Annotated in this window: 16 protein-coding genes and 1 tRNA gene; 10 read left to right on the plus strand and 7 right to left on the minus strand. The window is 68.5% G+C overall.

Going from position 1 to position 14358, the window contains the following annotated elements; genetic code table 11:
- Positions 1-51: 51 nt before the first annotated feature.
- Both NO998_RS02665 and NO998_RS02670 read right to left on the minus strand, forming a co-directional pair.
- Positions 52-669 (minus strand): pyroglutamyl-peptidase I, encoded by a 618-nt coding sequence (locus tag NO998_RS02665; protein ID WP_267645482.1) that lies wholly within the window; start codon positions 667-669, stop codon positions 52-54.
- A 172-nt stretch (positions 670-841) separates the two neighbouring features.
- Positions 842-2839, minus strand: coding sequence for a hypothetical protein (locus NO998_RS02670; RefSeq protein ID WP_267645483.1), 1998 nt, complete (start codon positions 2837-2839; stop codon positions 842-844).
- A gap of 175 nt (positions 2840-3014) precedes the next feature.
- Between NO998_RS02670 and NO998_RS02675 the strand changes: the two genes are divergently transcribed.
- The 3 genes from NO998_RS02675 (at position 3015) to NO998_RS02685 (ending at position 5362) form a co-directional block, all read left to right on the plus strand.
- Positions 3015-3590: a hypothetical protein gene (locus NO998_RS02675; protein ID WP_267645484.1), complete on the plus strand. Its 576-nt coding sequence runs from the start codon at positions 3015-3017 to the stop codon at positions 3588-3590.
- A 78-nt stretch (positions 3591-3668) separates the two neighbouring features.
- Entirely contained in the window at positions 3669-4490 is an 822-nt protein-coding gene (locus NO998_RS02680; RefSeq protein ID WP_267645485.1) for a class I fructose-bisphosphate aldolase, read from the plus strand.
- A complete protein-coding gene (locus NO998_RS02685; RefSeq protein ID WP_267645486.1) occupies positions 4490-5362 on the plus strand; it encodes a class 1 fructose-bisphosphatase in 873 nt (290 codons plus the stop codon). Before NO998_RS02680 ends, NO998_RS02685 begins: the two co-directional genes overlap by 1 nt.
- 84 nt (positions 5363-5446) lie before the next feature.
- Here NO998_RS02685 and NO998_RS02690 read toward each other — a convergent pair whose 3' ends face one another.
- Entirely contained in the window at positions 5447-6040 is a 594-nt protein-coding gene (locus NO998_RS02690) for a DUF6149 family protein (protein ID WP_267645487.1), read from the minus strand.
- A gap of 78 nt (positions 6041-6118) precedes the next feature.
- On the opposite strand from NO998_RS02690, the gene NO998_RS02695 reads away from it, so the two are divergent.
- Positions 6119-7453, plus strand: coding sequence for a hypothetical protein (locus NO998_RS02695; protein ID WP_267645488.1), 1335 nt, complete (start codon positions 6119-6121; stop codon positions 7451-7453).
- Positions 7454-7533: 80 nt separating this feature from the next.
- A tRNA-Leu gene (locus tag NO998_RS02700) sits at positions 7534-7618 on the plus strand.
- Between the two features lie 126 nt (positions 7619-7744).
- Here the strand turns inward: NO998_RS02700 and NO998_RS02705 are convergent.
- Positions 7745-8914: an AI-2E family transporter gene (locus NO998_RS02705; RefSeq protein WP_267645489.1), complete on the minus strand. Its 1170-nt coding sequence runs from the start codon at positions 8912-8914 to the stop codon at positions 7745-7747.
- Positions 8915-9037: 123 nt separating this feature from the next.
- On the opposite strand from NO998_RS02705, the gene dacZ reads away from it, so the two are divergent.
- From dacZ to NO998_RS02725, 4 genes are all read left to right on the plus strand, one after another.
- A complete protein-coding gene (dacZ, locus tag NO998_RS02710) occupies positions 9038-9847 on the plus strand; it encodes a diadenylate cyclase DacZ (RefSeq protein WP_267645490.1) in 810 nt (269 codons plus the stop codon).
- Positions 9847-10653: a mechanosensitive ion channel domain-containing protein gene (locus NO998_RS02715; protein WP_267645491.1), complete on the plus strand. Its 807-nt coding sequence runs from the start codon at positions 9847-9849 to the stop codon at positions 10651-10653. The genes dacZ and NO998_RS02715 overlap by 1 nt, the downstream gene beginning before the upstream one ends.
- A 66-nt stretch (positions 10654-10719) precedes the next feature.
- Positions 10720-11445: a hypothetical protein gene (locus NO998_RS02720; RefSeq protein WP_267645492.1), complete on the plus strand. Its 726-nt coding sequence runs from the start codon at positions 10720-10722 to the stop codon at positions 11443-11445.
- The gene (locus NO998_RS02725) at positions 11442-12479 is read left to right on the plus strand and encodes an ATP-binding protein (RefSeq protein WP_267645493.1); all 1038 of its coding nucleotides are present in this window, start codon (positions 11442-11444) and stop codon (positions 12477-12479) included. Before NO998_RS02720 ends, NO998_RS02725 begins: the two co-directional genes overlap by 4 nt.
- A gap of 15 nt (positions 12480-12494) precedes the next feature.
- Here the strand turns inward: NO998_RS02725 and NO998_RS02730 are convergent, their stop codons facing one another.
- Together NO998_RS02730 and NO998_RS02735 are read right to left on the minus strand one after the other, a co-directional pair.
- Complete coding sequence (locus NO998_RS02730) at positions 12495-13004, minus strand: acyltransferase (RefSeq protein ID WP_267645494.1); 510 nt, start codon at positions 13002-13004, stop codon at positions 12495-12497.
- A 119-nt stretch (positions 13005-13123) separates the two neighbouring features.
- Positions 13124-13318, minus strand: coding sequence for a cold-shock protein (locus NO998_RS02735; RefSeq protein WP_049980416.1), 195 nt, complete (start codon positions 13316-13318; stop codon positions 13124-13126).
- Between the two features lie 106 nt (positions 13319-13424).
- Here NO998_RS02735 and NO998_RS02740 point away from each other — a divergent pair, with 106 nt between their 5' ends.
- Positions 13425-13817 carry a DUF8146 domain-containing protein gene (locus NO998_RS02740; protein ID WP_267645496.1) on the plus strand — a complete coding sequence of 131 codons (393 nt, stop codon included), beginning with the start codon at positions 13425-13427 and terminating at the stop codon, positions 13815-13817.
- On the opposite strand, the gene NO998_RS02745 is transcribed toward NO998_RS02740, so the two are convergent.
- Positions 13814-14269 carry a DUF5814 domain-containing protein gene (locus NO998_RS02745; RefSeq protein WP_267645497.1) on the minus strand — a complete coding sequence of 152 codons (456 nt, stop codon included), beginning with the start codon at positions 14267-14269 and terminating at the stop codon, positions 13814-13816. The two genes, NO998_RS02740 and NO998_RS02745, sit on opposite strands and share 4 nt — an antisense overlap.
- Positions 14270-14358: the final 89 nt, after the last annotated feature.

Below are 14358 nucleotides of genomic sequence, written 5' to 3' on the forward strand. Positions count from 1 at the left end.
ATCGGGCGACGTGGGAAACCGCACAACCCGGGCCGAGGCCACCCCTCGCCGCTACTCGGCGGCCGTTTCGAGTACCGTCCGCACTCCCTCGACCTGCAGCGCGAGCGGGAGCGACGCCGGCACGCCCCCGCCGCGCTCGGGCGCTTGGGCTTCGGCGACGGCCCCCTCGGGCGTGTGTGGCAGGTGGACGAACCCGGCGGACACGTCGTGGTTTTCGAGCAGCGAGTAGAGCGCGTGGTTGCAGCAGTGCGTGCCCGCGGAGTTCGACACACGGGCCGGGATGCCGGCGTCGAGGAGCGCCTCGACGCTCTCGACCACCGGTATCGTGGCAAGGTGGGCGTCGGCGCCGGCGGCGTCGATGGGCGCCGCGTGAGGCGAGTCGTCGGCGTTGTCCGGCACCGTCACGGCGTCGTCGACGTTGATGGCGACGCGCTCGACGCTGACCGTGGTTCGGCCGCCGGCCAGCCCCGTCGCGACGACGGCCGCTGGGTCGTGTTCGTCGATCAGTGCCGCCAGTTCGTCGGCGACGCGGTCGAACTCCACCGGGAGGACGGCGCCGACGACTTCGTGGCCGGCGACGGTCCTGCCGTCGAGTTCGCGGGCGACGCGCTCGCTGGGGTTGGTCTCGTGGTCGCCGAACGGCTCGTAGCCCGTACAGAGGAGCGTCATACCGGCCCGCGGGCGCCCGGCCGCTTCGCCGTTTCGGTCGCCACCCGTGGCCTTTCTTCGCGCTCCGGAGCGCTCGAGCGGCGTGGCCTCCCAGCGACGGCGACCGAAGGGTCTCCCGTCGAGGTCGCGCAGTTCTCGGCGGGGAATACCCGTACTCTGCTGCACAGCCCCGTTAGCGTCGGAACTCGCCGTCGACGACGACCGGCCGCTCCGTCGCTTCACACAGCGCCTCGAAGCTGTCGGCGTCGAGGGTCTCCGGTCGGCGTCGGGCGGCCGTGAGCGCCCACCGGCCGTCGAGAGGTGATCGGACCCGGCTCCCGAGCCCCGCGGTATCCGTCGCGTAGCCCCGATACTGAACCGCGTAGCCCGAGGAGAGCGACTCCGCGACCAGCGCGACCGGCGGCCGGCTGCCGGTCCCCGCGAGCGTCGACGCCCCGTCGCCGGCGACGAGGAACCCCTCCTCCTCGAAGCCGGCCGCGGCGGCCAGGTCGACGCTCCCGGCGAGCGGGAAGCCGTCGGCGAGCAGGCGGGCGAGGGCTACGCCCACGTCGGTCCGCTCACCCGGGGACTCGTGGAACGCGGCGACGCCACCCAGTGCGCCGTTCTCGACCAGCGCGGTCGCCTGTCCGTGGGCCGAGCAGCTGTCCATCACGAACAGGTCACAGCCGACGGTCCCGTCGAACCCCTGCAGGTCGAGCCAGCCGTCTGCGCAGGCGACGCCGTCGGCCCCCACGTCGCCGACGAGGTGGAGCAGCGCGGCGTCCCCGCGAAGTCGCTGCCGGAGTTCGTGTCGGGGGAGGCCGGCAACGACGGTCGGATCGTCGTACGCCGCGCCGATGTCCCGTGCCGCGTCGACCTCCTCGGGGTCGGGTGCGAGCACCGTGACGCCTGCGTCTGCCCGGTCGGCCGACCCGTCGAAGCGGTTGCGGTAGCTCTGGGCCATCCCTTTGGTCGCGTTCAGGGGCGTCCCCTCGCCGAACCACGCGTCTTCGACGGCGCCGGAGCGTTCCGGTCGGACCTGCTCGTCGGGGCCGTCGGCGTCGGCCCACGGCGTCGGCCCGGGCCGTCGGCTGGAGACGAGCGGCGGCGAGCGGATCGTCGCCAGATCGCCCGCGAGCGTCGGTATCGCGTCGAGGCTCTCGGGCGTCGGCTCGACGTGAGCACACGTCGGCCACTTCGGGATCGCCGGCTCGATCTCGCCGTAGGGCATCGAGAGGTAGGCGTCGAGGCGCTCGACGGGATCGGCGTCGTAGAGGCGCTCCCAGTCCAGATCGACCGCTTCGACCGCCCGCGCTTCGTGGCTCTCCCCCGGATACGGGCCGGCGCCCCGACAGATCGAGTCGAGCGTGAGGGTTCGCTTGAGCACGCGGGCGAGGGCGTCCTCGACGCCGCCGCGCCCCGAGAGCGCGTAGCTCACGTCGCCGGCGACGAGGTGGGCCCGCTCGGCGGGTTCGACTGTCGCGCCGAGGTACGTCGCCAACGGCGCGGCCGCGTAGGCGTACGCCCGTTCGGGCGGGAGTTCGATCGTCGGTCCCGTCTCCGGCGGTTCGAGGCCGTCGGGGATCCGGAGTTCGTCGCCGCGAGCGAGCGCCGGCGGGTGGCGGCGGAACGCGGGGAGGGACCGTTCCGGTCCGCGCGTGGTCGCGGCGCTCCCGAACGTCGAGATCGCGGCCATCAGGTCTTCTGGACCGTCCGTCGTCGTCACCGTCGCCGTCGGTCTCGGCTGTGCCGAGCGGGCGCCGACGCGGACCGTCGTCGGTTCCTCGAACGAGATCCCCCGCTCGTCCGGTGCGAGGGTGAACCCACCCTCGAACGCGAGTACGCACGGAACCGCGCCGTGGAGTTCGAGCAGGTAGCGACCGCGGGGGAACGTCCGGAAGGCCACGTCGGCGATCCGGGCGACGTGCCCCCCGTCGCGGTCACGGACCGTCGCGGGGGCGTCGGGGAGCGTGAGGCCGTCGGCTCGGAGTTCGACGGCGGTCTCGACCGGGACGGGGAACGCTCGGGCGACGATCGACCCCTCGACCGAGCGCAGCCCCTCGACGCCGTCGACACCGAGGTGGCAGCGCTCGCGGGCGTTCCGATCGAGGAGGCGAAGCCCCGACGCCGTCGGCGCCACGTCGACGGCCGGAGCAGTCGCCGTCCCCAGATCGACCGCGCTGCGATGCATTTGCCGACTGAACACAAGGCTGACGGAAATGTGTGTTCCCGGCGCTGATCGCCGAAACCCGGAAACGGAACGGGGGTCGGATGCGCCCGGCCGCCTACCTTTAAGTGAATACGGCCGCCAGCATCGAACATGAACTATCGAACGATCGTTCAGTCAGACCCGGCGGTGATGCGCGATGAGTAGCCCGATGGGGGGCGCCACGACCGAGCCCGGACTCGTCCAGCGCTTCGAGGCGGCGGCGACGCGGCGTAACACCCTCGTCGCCTTCGGGGCGTTCATCCTCGCGACGGTCCTGATCCAGACGGTCGGCTTCCGGCCCGAAGTGACCGAGATGGCGAGCGGTCCGCTGCCCGAGACGGCGTTCCTCTACTCGACCGAGGACGTTTCGACCGTGCTGGACAGCCTCGGTTCCGAGGGCCGGAGCCTCTACGTCAACGCGCTGCTGATCGACTTCGGGTTCGTCGTGACGTTCGCGTTCGGGCTGGGGCTCCCGCTCGCGAACCTCTTGCCGCGGCTCACCGACAACATGGCCGTGCGCTCGTTCGCGCTCGCCCCGGCGGTCGCCGGCGCCCTCGACGCCGTCGAGAACGTCGTGCTGCTCTACGCCATCAACACGTTCCCCGACATGCCCGGCGCGGCGATCAGCGTGGCCAGCATCTTCACGACGGTGAAGCTGGTGCTCCTGTTCGGTTCGCTGCTGGTGCTGGTCGTCGCGGCGCTGGCCGTCGGCGTCCGCTCGGTGATGAACTGAACGCCGGCCCGGCGGCTCCGGGCGGGTCGGTTACCGGAGGAAGATAGCTTTTTGTGCTGACTCGCCCGAACCTCGGGCATGATCCCCGGCGCAACCGACCCAATCTCCCGTGACGGTAAGATGCTGATCCTGGCGTACGACCACGGCCTCGAACACGGTCCCGTCGACTTCGAGGCGGTGCCGGAGTCGATGGACCCCAAGCACGTCTTCGACATCGCGACCCACGACGCGGTCACCGCACTCGCTGTCGGCAAGGGCGTCGCAGAGGCCCACTACCCCGACTACGAGGACGAGGTCAACCTGCTGGCGAAGATCAACGGCACCTCCAACCTCTGGATGGGCGAGCACGACTCGGCGGTCAACTGGAGCGTCGACTACGCGAAGGAACTCGGCGCCGACGCCATCGGCTTCACGCTTTACGGCGGCTCGAACCACGAGGTCGAGATGGCCGAGGAGTTCCGCGACGCACAGGAGGCCGCCCGCCACCGCGACATGGGCGTCGTCATGTGGTCCTACCCGCGCGGGCAGGGCGTCAAGAACGACACCAAGCCAGGAACGATCTCCTACGCGGCCCGACTCGGCCTCGAACTCGGCGCCGACGTGGCGAAGATCAAGTACCCCGGCGACCCCGACGCGATGGCCCACGCCTGCGAGGCGGCGGCGTCGACGGACGTGGTCATGTCCGGCGGCTCGAAGGCCTCCGACGAGGCGTTCCTCACCAACGTGAAGGAGGCGATGGACGCCGGCGCGAAGGGGCTCGCGGTCGGCCGGAACGTCTTCCAGCGCGAGAACCCCGAGGCGCTGCTCGACGGCCTGGAGAAAGTCATCTTCCAGGAGGCGTCCGTCGAGGAGGCGCTCGCGGCCGTCGAGAGCCACGGCGCACAGGCCACGCTCGACTGATGGCCGACTACGAGGCCGTCGACGACGTGATCGAGACGGTCGCCGCCGTCGCGCCCGACGTGCGCGCGGGACTCCCCGGCCGCCGACTGACCGAGGCCGGCGTCGAGAACCCCTCCGGCGAGACCGTCACGGCCGCCGACGTCCACGCCGACGAGCTGTTCTTCGAGGCGCTCGGCGCCATCGACGGCGTCGTCGAGTTCGCCAGCGAGGAGCGCGAAGCGGCCGTCGACGTCGCCGACGGTACCGCGGGCGAGGACGGCCTCGCCGTGGCCATCGACCCACTCGACGGCTCCTCGAACCTCGCGTCGAACAACGCGATGGGGACCATCGTCGGCGTCGCCGACGCCCCCCTGCCGGCTGCAGGAACGGACCTCGTCGCCGCGGCCTACGTGCTCTACGGCCCGATCACGACGATGACCGTCGCCCGCGAGGGGACGGTGACGACGTACGTGATCGACGGCGGCGAGATGACCGCGGTCGAGGAGGACGTGGAACTGCCCGACGAGCCGGTCGTCTACGGCTTCGGCGGGCGAGTGCCCGACTGGCCCGACGCGTTCCACGACTACGCCCGCGAGGTCGAGTCGGAGCTCAAGCTCCGCTACGGCGGCGCGATGGTCGGCGACGTGAACCAGGTGCTCTCCTACGGCGGGATCTTCGCCTACCCCGCACTCGACTCGGCGCCGAACGGCAAACTCCGCCTGCAGTTCGAGGGCGCACCGATCGCGAAGATCATCGAGGCCGCCGGCGGCGCCTCCTCCGACGGCGAGCGCTCCCTGCTCTCGGTCGAGCCGACGGACCTGCACCAGCGCGTCCCGGTCCACGTCGGCACCGCGGAGTACGTCGAGCGGCTGGAAGCGGCGCTCGCTGACTGACCGACTCCTCCGTCAGTCGTCACACCTCCGCGGCTGGCCGTCGCCGCGTCAGTCGTCACACCTTCGCGGCTGGCCGTCGCCGCGTCAGTCGTCCGCCCGCGCGGCTTCGGCTCCGTCGGCGCCGGTGTTCGGCTTCGCTTCCTCGTCGGCGCCGCAGTGCAGTCGCACGTCGCTCTTCTCGGCGACGACGTAGACGCCGTCGTCGAGCCCCGGCTCAGCGAACGGGTAGTCGCCGTTCAGCCGCCCCGGCGTTTCGGGGGCGTCCGGAAGCCCGCCAGCGGGTGCGAACGAGCCCAGTGGGTCCTCCGGCGAGCAGTCGTGCCGGTCGAAGAAGGCGTGGTAGCGCTCGTAGTACGCGGTGGCCTCCTCGGGCGGGAACTCAAGCAGTTCGCCCCAGCCGTGGTTGATGAACGTCCACGTGCCCTGAATGTGGGTGATCTCTCGGGCTTGGGACTCCGGGAACCCCTCGTCCAGCGCTTCGAGGTAGGCGTCGATGGCCCCCTCGAACAGCGCCGCAAACAGCGGCCGGCGGGCCGCGGCGTCCCGAGCGCTGTGTTCGGTGAAGAAGTCGGCGTGCATGCCGACCAGCCACGAGCGCATCCGGTCCGAGACCACCGGGATGTCCCGTTCCAGCACCACTTGGGCGGCGTAGTTCCGCCACGTTTGGTAGAGACGCATGTGGGTGACCACACGAGCGAGACGGGAGTAACTGGGGGCAACCCGAACGTATTTGGAGTCGTGAAATCATTCCGACCTATGGACGTTTCACGTCGCCGACTGTTGGCGACACTCGGTGTCGGGAGCGCCGTCGGGACAGCGGGCTGTAGCGGCGTCGACCGCGCCCGATCGCTCGCCGACGGCGCCATCGGTGGGGACGGGGCCGCACCGCCTTCCGGCGAGCTTTCGGGGTCGATGAGCGACGCGATATACGCGCCCGGCAGCAGCGTCGACATCGGGCACCGCTTGCTGACCGTCCGGGACGTCGCCTCGCTGCGCGAGCACGACGAAAGCGAGGTGGCCGCGGCACTGATCGACCTCCCGACGACCAAGGCCGAGAACGGGTACGACCTCGACCCCTCGACCGTCGAGACGTACGGCCGGTACGGCCGCACCGAGATCATTTTGGGCTCGTTCACTCGCGAGGCGCTGGTCGAGAGCTTCGAGTCCGATAACTGGCAACACAGCGAGACTCACCACGGTATCGACGTGTTCCACCACCCCGAGCAGCCCGAACGCTGGGCGGCGGGCGGGGGCGACGGCGTCTTGCTGACGACGGGCCGGAACTGGGCGACCCCGCCGGAGGCGTTCATCCGCGCCCACGCCGAGGCGATTGCGGGGGAGACCGACCGCTACCGCGACGATCCGGACATGGCCGAACTCCTGTCAGTCGTCGGCGGCGGCGACTACGTCGCGGCGGTCACGTCGCCGCCCGACCTCGGCGACCGACCGCCCCACACCCGCGCCGTCGGGCGAGCGCTCGAAGTCGGTGACGACGGCGTCACGGACACGATGGCGTTCCGCTTCGACGAGTCGGCACCGAAGAGCCCCCGGCAGTACGCCGAGACGTGGGGCGGGCGCTGGGGCAAGCAGGCCAGCGACGACGGGAGTTCGAACGCGGTCCCGGGCACGGCGGGGCGCGTCGGCTACTTCTCGGCGAGTCGCCCCGAACGCGCCTTCACCGAGACCGAGGAGGGGGGCGTCGTCGCCGCAATCAAGCAGAACGACCCCGCGGTCATCATGGGCGGGCGGGTGAGTCGGCGATTCGCGGAGGCGAACGCGATGGAGGCGCCCGACGTGTCGTTCTCGGCCCGCCGGCTGTCGGACGTCGACGCCGACTGCGGCGGCGGTTCGAACGTCATCGAACTCACCCACCGGTCGGGGCCGCCGGTGCTCGCACGCCGACTCCGGGCCGTTCTCGCCGGCGCTGAGGAACTGTACCGGCTGGATCGGTGTGGCTACGGGTTCGGGGAGGAGATCGTCAGGGGGGCGTCGGTCCGGGTCGGGTTCGAGGCGTCGGACGGGGCGCCGTTCCTCGTCCTTTGGGACGGTCCGTACGGCACTCGTAAGCGACTTTCAGTCGAGTTCGAGTGACCGATCGCGTCGTGATAGGATCGTTTTTGTGTCCGGGTCGCATCGGGTCGACTGCGACGCGAGTCCGGTCGCGTCACGGCGCGCGGGTTGCCGAGCCAGGCCAAAGGCGTAGCGCTTAGGACGCTATCCCGTAGGGGTCCGCCGGTTCGAATCCGGTCCCGCGCATTTTCCGACTCCACTCTCGGGAGTGTCGCGAATCTCCTCAGAAGGATTCGCGGCCCAGAGAACGAACAGAGTGAGTTCTCGTGGTTCGAATCCGGTCACGCGCATTTTCCGTCCGAGCGACCGTGATCACTCGCCGTCGTTCGACCAACTGTTTCGGATCCGCTCGCGAACGCTCTCTCGAACCCCCCGGTCCTCCGAGAAGTCACTCAGTCGCATCTGGTCCGAGGACACGCCCTCGTCCTCCTCGTCGGCGCCGAGCAGGCGCGGCAGGGCGGTCTGGCCGAAGGTGAGCCCGACCACCAGCATGATCGGGGCGAAAAAGAGCCCGTAGAACCCCAACACCACCGGGCCGAGCGTGTACGCGAGCATCAACAGTCCGACGTGAGTGTTCTCGCCGCTGAGGATCGGGCGCAGCAGGATGTCCGGGATCGTGTCGACGACGACGACGGCGACGACGAGGAACCCCACGATGTAGGGCAGCAGCGACTGGTCGCCGCCGAGGAGGATCGGCAGCGCGGCGACGGCCGTCAGCGGGAGGTAGACGATCTTCATCCCGACCACCGGGATCAGGCTGGCGATCCCCGTGAGCGTGCCGGCGAGGGTGGGGTACGGCACCTCCGCCGGCGCGGGGGCGACCGCGTTGTACGCCGTGAAGGCCGCGATGGCGATCAGCGAGATGGCGATGACGTTCAACAGGTTCCCGAAGAGCACCGACTCCAGTTCCTCGTCGACGGCCTCCAGGTACTCCCGGATGATCGCCTCGTCGTCGAACCGGAGCAGCCAGTTCCGGACCCGCCCGCCGTCGATCAGCAGGTAGTAGGTGACGATCACGACGATGAAGAAGTTGAGGAAGAACCCGGAGACGAGGCCGGTGAGCAGTTCGGCGTGGCCGCTGGCCACCTCGATGAACGGCGTGAGATCGCCGGACTGGTAGGCGCCGTAGAGCCCCTGCAGGGTGAACTCCGGGACGCTGTCAACGCCTTCGAGCCACCCGACGTTCGTTGAGGCGACGTCGAGCAGGGAGTACTCCGTGACGAACGCGCGAGCCTCGATCAGGAGTAACACGACCGCGTAGCTGAGCAGTAAGACGAGCGGGATCGCCAGCGACGCGAGCACGGTCACCGCTCGGAGGCGCGCCGGCAGACGGAGCCGCCGGAGGAACTTGAAGTACCGCCGCGTGGAGTAGTAGAGGAACACCGAGACGGTCAGCGGGGCGACGAAGCGGTACGCGAGCGCGCCGAGTACGGCCATGACGGCGACGCCGAACAGCGCGATAACCGCCCGTCGTTCGTCCATGGTGGGTTCACTCGACCCGCGAATGTAAAGTATCCGGGACGACCGCCGGGCGGGCGCTCGTGGCCGCCGCGGGCCTGACGAACCCACAAACCCTTTGATGCGCCGGGAAAACTATCTCTGATAATGTCGACCCCTGCCGATCTCCTCGACGACCTGACGGCTGACTTGGACGCGCTGTTCGTGTTCTCGCCCAGCAGCGGATTCTACGAACGGTTCGAGGAGAGCGAGGAGGAGGTCGTGGTCGTGGCCCCGGAGAACTCCGTCGACGCGGAGACGTTCGTCGAACTCCCCCTCGAGTTCGACAACGTTCGGGACCGCATCCGGTTCGGTATCGAGGGGGCTATCGACCGCGGGATCGTCGACGACGGTGACGACGTGGCCTGCGTGGTTGGGGTCTTCGGCGACGACTACGACTCCCTGGTCCGGGTTCGCGTCGACGAGTCGATCCACACCGGCATCTACGACCTGTTCGTGAACTCGCGTGCGGACCCCGGGGTCATCCGTGACGTGTTCGAGGTCGTGATGGAACTCGGCAAGAAGGGCCAGAAGGGCAAGCCAGTCGGCGCGCTGTTCGTCATCGGCGACGCCGGGAAGGTGATGAACAAGTCCCGCCCGCTCAGCTACAACCCCTTCGAGAAGTCCCACGTCCACGTCGGCGACCCCATCGTGAACGTGATGCTCAAGGAGTTCTCGCGGCTCGACGGCGCGTTCGTCATCAGCGACTCGGGAAAGATCGTCTCGGCGTACCGCTACCTCGAAGCCGGCGCCGAGGGCGTCGACATCCCGAAGGGGCTCGGCACCCGGCACATGGCCGGGGCGGCCATCACGCGGGCGACCAACGCGACCTCGATCGTGCTCTCGGAGTCCGACGGGCTGGTTCGGGCGTTCAAGGGCGGGGAGTTGATTCTGGAACTCGATCCGGAGGACTACTGATGGTGGAGCCGGTGGCGATCCAGTTCGGCTTCGAGCTCGGCGGCCCGCTCGGAGCGGTCCCGGAGCGGATCTGGCTCGCCTTCGCGGTGTTCCTGCTCTCTGCCGTGCTGGCGTGGGCCGTCGTGAAGGTCAACGCCGGCCTGCTCGAACGGGCTGGCCTCCCCGAGAGCATCGAGGGGACCGCGTTCGAGCGGACCGCTCGCGGCGTCGGCACCTCGACGGTGGCCATCCTCTCACAGCTCTCGGGCTGGTTCATCGTGATCCTCGGCGCCATCGTCGCCATCTCCATCGCGGAACCGAGCTACGCGGACCAGTTCTGGTCACAGACGACCGGCTTCCTCCCGAGCCTCTTCGTCGCGGTGTTGATCCTGATCGTCGGCATCGTCGTCGGCGACAAAGTCGAACTCTTCCTCACCGAACGGCTGCGGAGCGTCAAACTCCCCCAGATCGGGATCGTCCCGACCGCGGCGAAGTACAGCGTCTTCTACGTCGCGTTCGTCCTCGCCCTCGACCAGATCGGGGTCGCCACGTTCGCGCTGGTCGTGCTGCTGGCGCTCTACGCGCTGGCGATCGTCGTCTTCGGCGTCGTCGCCGGCAAACAGATGCTCTCCTCGGCGGCCGCCGGTATCTACCTGTTTCTGAACCAGCCGTACGGCATCGGCGATACGGTGAAGATCGGCAACCAGCGGGGTGTCGTACAGGAGATCGACGTGTTCGTCACCCACATCGAGGCCGAGAGCGAGGAGTACGTCGTCCCGAACGATCGGGTGTTCGACGGCGGCATCGTGATCATTCACGACGACTGAGAACATCGGTTCGACCGGTTTCACCGTTAAATATTTATTCAACAGGACGTTCCCATAGACACATTCATGCGGGACGATGCAGCGGCCGAACACGCCACGTCTGAGGTCACCGCTGCCGGCCCCGAGGCGGTTTCCGCCGCCGAGTCGGTGTTGGACGCGTTCTACCAACAGGACCAACGCGAACTCCACCTGATCCGTGGTGACGCCGACGCGGCGATGCGTGCCCAGGAGCGCGCGAACGTCGGCATGACCCGAGCGTTCGCCGCCGAGTTTCCGACTATCTCCACGGCGGCCGCCGAACAGGCCGGGACCCGCTTCATGCACGCACTCTACTTACAGGACGAGATCGAGAACTGGGAGTACGTCGTCGAACAACGGTCGAACCCAGGAATCGAGGAACTGCTGTTCACCGAGGGATCGGTGCCCGCCGAGACCCGCCAGTCGAGTGATCCCCGGTGGGACTGCGTCGAGGGCTGCCTCGAGGAGGTCTGTTCGTACACCGGCATCGACCCCGAGTACGCCGTCTGTCAGACGCGGTTCTGGAAGCTCCACGGCGGCGTCGAGGACTACTGGCGACAGGACGCCCTCGACGCCCACCGGCTGAAGCTCCGGTCGATGATCCCCGGCGCCGCCGAGTCGACGATCGAGTCGCTGGCCGAGACGTTCGTTGACGGCGTCGCCATCCACGACGACTGGACCCACCAAGACCGCGAGGCCGACCTCGAGCGTGTCCTGGACATGGTCGCCAACTACTACCAGCGAGTGTTCGACGTTCGGGCGGTCGAGGGATGACCGACGACACTGACGACTCGCCGACGCTGATGCCGGAGATGTACCGGCGAGCGTTCAAACACACCGCCACGCCGGCGCTCATCACCGACGAGTCACTCGCCATTCGCGAGGTGAACGACAGCGGACTCGCGTTCGTTGGCTACGACTTCGAGGAACTCGAAGGGCGGTCACCGGCCGCCATCTCCGCCGACGACAGCATCTACGGCGAGATCGTCGAACACCTCCAGCGTGGGGAGTCCTGGCAGGGGACGTTCAAACTACTCACCGCCGACGGCGACGTGGTCTTCGGGCAGGGGTCGACCTCCGCTATCGAGTTCGACGGAACCGTTCATGGCTACGTTGCCGTCTTCACTGACACGACCAAGGAGCGCCGCTACCGCGACGCTTCGGAGGTGCTCGGGCGCCTCCTCCGGCACGACCTCCGGAACGAACTGAACCTCCTCTACGGCCACATTCAGCGCGCCGAGAACCGCATCGACGACCCCGATGCCCGTGAGTCCCTCCAGCGTGCCAAGGACGGGCTGGCGGACCTCTCCCAGAAGTCCGACCGAGCCCGGGACCTGCGTGAGGGGCTGGAACGCTCGTGGGACGCCGAGACCGAGCCGATCCGGTTGGACCTGCTGTTGCAGGACTGTATCGTCGCCATCGACGACGAACACCGCGAGGCGGAGTTCCACTACGACCGCTTCCCCGAGGTCCGGGTCGCCGCCGACGACCTGCTCTCGATCGTCGTCGAGGCCGTCCTCGACAACGCGATCGATCACAACGACGCGTCGACGCCCCGCGTCACCGTCGAGGTCAAGGACGGCGAGGAGACGGTGACGCTGCGGGTCTCGGACAACGGTCCGGGAGTCCCCCAGGGGCAGGCCGACCTCATCTTCGGCCGCGAAGAGGTCGACCCGCTTCACCACGGTACCGGTATCAGCCTCTTCTTCGCGGACACGGTCGTCTCCAGTTACGGCGGCGAGATCTGGTGTGCCAACCCCGGCGCCGACGACGGCGCGACCTTCTGTGTCTCGCTCCCCCGGGCCTGATCGAGCGGCACCGGACTACTCCTCGCCGTCCCGCGAGAGCGGCTCCGCGGGCACCCCGGCGACGGTCTCGCCGTCTGGAACGTCCTCGACGACCAGCGAGTTCGCCGCGACCTGCGCGCCGTCACCGACTTCGACCCCCGGCAACACGATGGCACCGGCGCCGATCATCGCCCGGTCCCCGATCACGACGTCGCCCAGTCGATACTCCTCCTGCAGGAACTCGTGACAGAGCAGCGTCGCGTCGTAGCCGACGATGGCGTCGTCGCCGAGCGTGATCCGTTCGGGCCAGAACACGTCCGGGGTGGCCTCCAGCCCCCACGACACCCCCTCGCCTACGTCGGCGCCGAGACGGGCGAGCAGCCAGTTCTTGACCCGGAGGCTCGGCGACACCCGGATCAGCCAGACGACGACGTAGTTCAGCGCAACCCGGAGGGGTGACTTGGCGTCGGGCCAGTGCTGGAGGGAGTTCCGCGGGCCGGAGGTGGCGTGGCGTTCCAGCCGGTCGAACCGCGAGCCGTCGCTCATGGACGGAGTTGGGCGGGGGTGAACAAAACCGCTCGGGGGCGTCGACGGCCCGACGCGACCGCGAGCGCGTTCGCTACTCGGAGTGATAAACGAAGAAAGTCCGCTGCGAAGAACTGACTTTAAAGTCGGGTCAGGTTCGTCGCGCGGGGGCCCTTGTCGGCCTGTTCGATGTCAAACTCAACTTCTTGGCCTTCCTCGAGGTCAGGGCCGCCCACGTCTTCCATGTGGAAGAAAACGTCGTCGTCCGCGTCCTCAGTCTCGATGAAACCGTAACCGCCCGTATCGTTGAAGAAATCAACCGTACCGGTTGCCATTGCAAATGAACTGAGACCCGCCGGCGGGATAACCCTTTCGAGAGAACTACTGGCACGCACCCCCCCACGAACGCTTAAGGCCCGGCGTGCGCAATCGCTGAACGACATGGGCACCAAGAGCAAGACAATCTCCTTCCGCGTCGACGAGGACGCCTTCGAGACGCTGCGGGAGATCGCCGAGGAGCGGGAACTCTCGCTGTCGGCGGTGTTCCGTGACTACGTCGACACCCTCGTGGCCCACGACGGGCAGGTGGATCTGGTCCCGGCGGGCGCCGACGCCGAGGACGAGGGTGAGGGGTTCCCGCCGCGGGTGGAGGTGCCAAAGAGCTTCATCCGCGAACACGAGCGCCTGGAGCTCGAAGCCGACCACCTGCGCGAGCAGTTGGAGGAGCACAAACGCTACATCGACTACCTCCGCGAGCAGGCCGAAGCCGAGGACGAGGAGGTCGTCCAACTGGAAGAGCTCGACGGCGACCGGAACTCCTTCCAGTTGGGTTAGCCCGACAGCTCCCGTTTGGCTTCGCGGGCGCGCCGTGCGGCCTCGCGGTTGCCCTCTACCTCCGCCAGCGACTCGACGGCTTCCAGTTCGCGGATCGCGCTGTCGAGGAACGAGAGCACGTCGCCGGAGTACGCATAGAGCATGTACTCCGCCGACATCGTGTCGACGATGGCGTCGGGACCGAGCCCTTGGGCGCGCAGTTCCAGCAGGTACGTGATGAACTTCTCCTCGGGGTGGCCGCAGTAGGGGTTGTTGTCGCAGTCACAGTCGAGGAAGTCCTCCGCGAAGTCGAGCACCTTCTCCCGGGTCGCCTCGTCGAGTTTCTCCATGCCGTCACCGGTGAACAGCAGGTCCAGCGTCGCCCCCTTGAACGCGCCCTTCGGGATGGAGCGCTCCAGTTGGGAGGCGATCTGCCGGTGGTTCTTGACGTAGATCTTGTCGGTGATGGCCACTACCGGCGGCTACGTCGTTGGTCGGCAAAAGCCCCTCGCTCCCCTGAGTCGGCGTGTCACGGGCCCGGGAATGTCGTAACGTATTTCCC

The organism is Halolamina litorea (assembly GCF_026616205.1).
Taxonomy (GTDB): domain Archaea; phylum Halobacteriota; class Halobacteria; order Halobacteriales; family Haloferacaceae; genus Halolamina; species Halolamina litorea.

Excerpts from the sequence above, each read along its gene's own strand:
- NO998_RS02665 (WP_267645482.1), bottom strand. The coding sequence starts at position 669 with ATGACGCTCCTCTGTACGGGCTACGAGCCGTTCGGCGACCACGAGACC.
- NO998_RS02670 (WP_267645483.1), bottom strand. The coding sequence starts at position 2,839 with ATGCATCGCAGCGCGGTCGATCTGGGGACGGCGACTGCTCCGGCCGTC.
- NO998_RS02675 (WP_267645484.1), top strand. The coding sequence starts at position 3,015 with ATGAGTAGCCCGATGGGGGGCGCCACGACCGAGCCCGGACTCGTCCAG.
- NO998_RS02680 (WP_267645485.1), top strand. The coding sequence starts at position 3,669 with ATGATCCCCGGCGCAACCGACCCAATCTCCCGTGACGGTAAGATGCTG.
- NO998_RS02685 (WP_267645486.1), top strand. The coding sequence starts at position 4,490 with ATGGCCGACTACGAGGCCGTCGACGACGTGATCGAGACGGTCGCCGCC.
- NO998_RS02690 (WP_267645487.1), bottom strand. The coding sequence starts at position 6,040 with ATGCGTCTCTACCAAACGTGGCGGAACTACGCCGCCCAAGTGGTGCTG.
- NO998_RS02695 (WP_267645488.1), top strand. The coding sequence starts at position 6,119 with ATGGACGTTTCACGTCGCCGACTGTTGGCGACACTCGGTGTCGGGAGC.
- NO998_RS02705 (WP_267645489.1), bottom strand. The coding sequence starts at position 8,914 with ATGGACGAACGACGGGCGGTTATCGCGCTGTTCGGCGTCGCCGTCATG.
- dacZ (WP_267645490.1), top strand. The coding sequence starts at position 9,038 with ATGTCGACCCCTGCCGATCTCCTCGACGACCTGACGGCTGACTTGGAC.
- NO998_RS02715 (WP_267645491.1), top strand. The coding sequence starts at position 9,847 with ATGGTGGAGCCGGTGGCGATCCAGTTCGGCTTCGAGCTCGGCGGCCCG.
- NO998_RS02720 (WP_267645492.1), top strand. The coding sequence starts at position 10,720 with ATGCGGGACGATGCAGCGGCCGAACACGCCACGTCTGAGGTCACCGCT.
- NO998_RS02725 (WP_267645493.1), top strand. The coding sequence starts at position 11,442 with ATGACCGACGACACTGACGACTCGCCGACGCTGATGCCGGAGATGTAC.
- NO998_RS02730 (WP_267645494.1), bottom strand. The coding sequence starts at position 13,004 with ATGAGCGACGGCTCGCGGTTCGACCGGCTGGAACGCCACGCCACCTCC.
- NO998_RS02735 (WP_049980416.1), bottom strand. The coding sequence starts at position 13,318 with ATGGCAACCGGTACGGTTGATTTCTTCAACGATACGGGCGGTTACGGT.
- NO998_RS02740 (WP_267645496.1), top strand. The coding sequence starts at position 13,425 with ATGGGCACCAAGAGCAAGACAATCTCCTTCCGCGTCGACGAGGACGCC.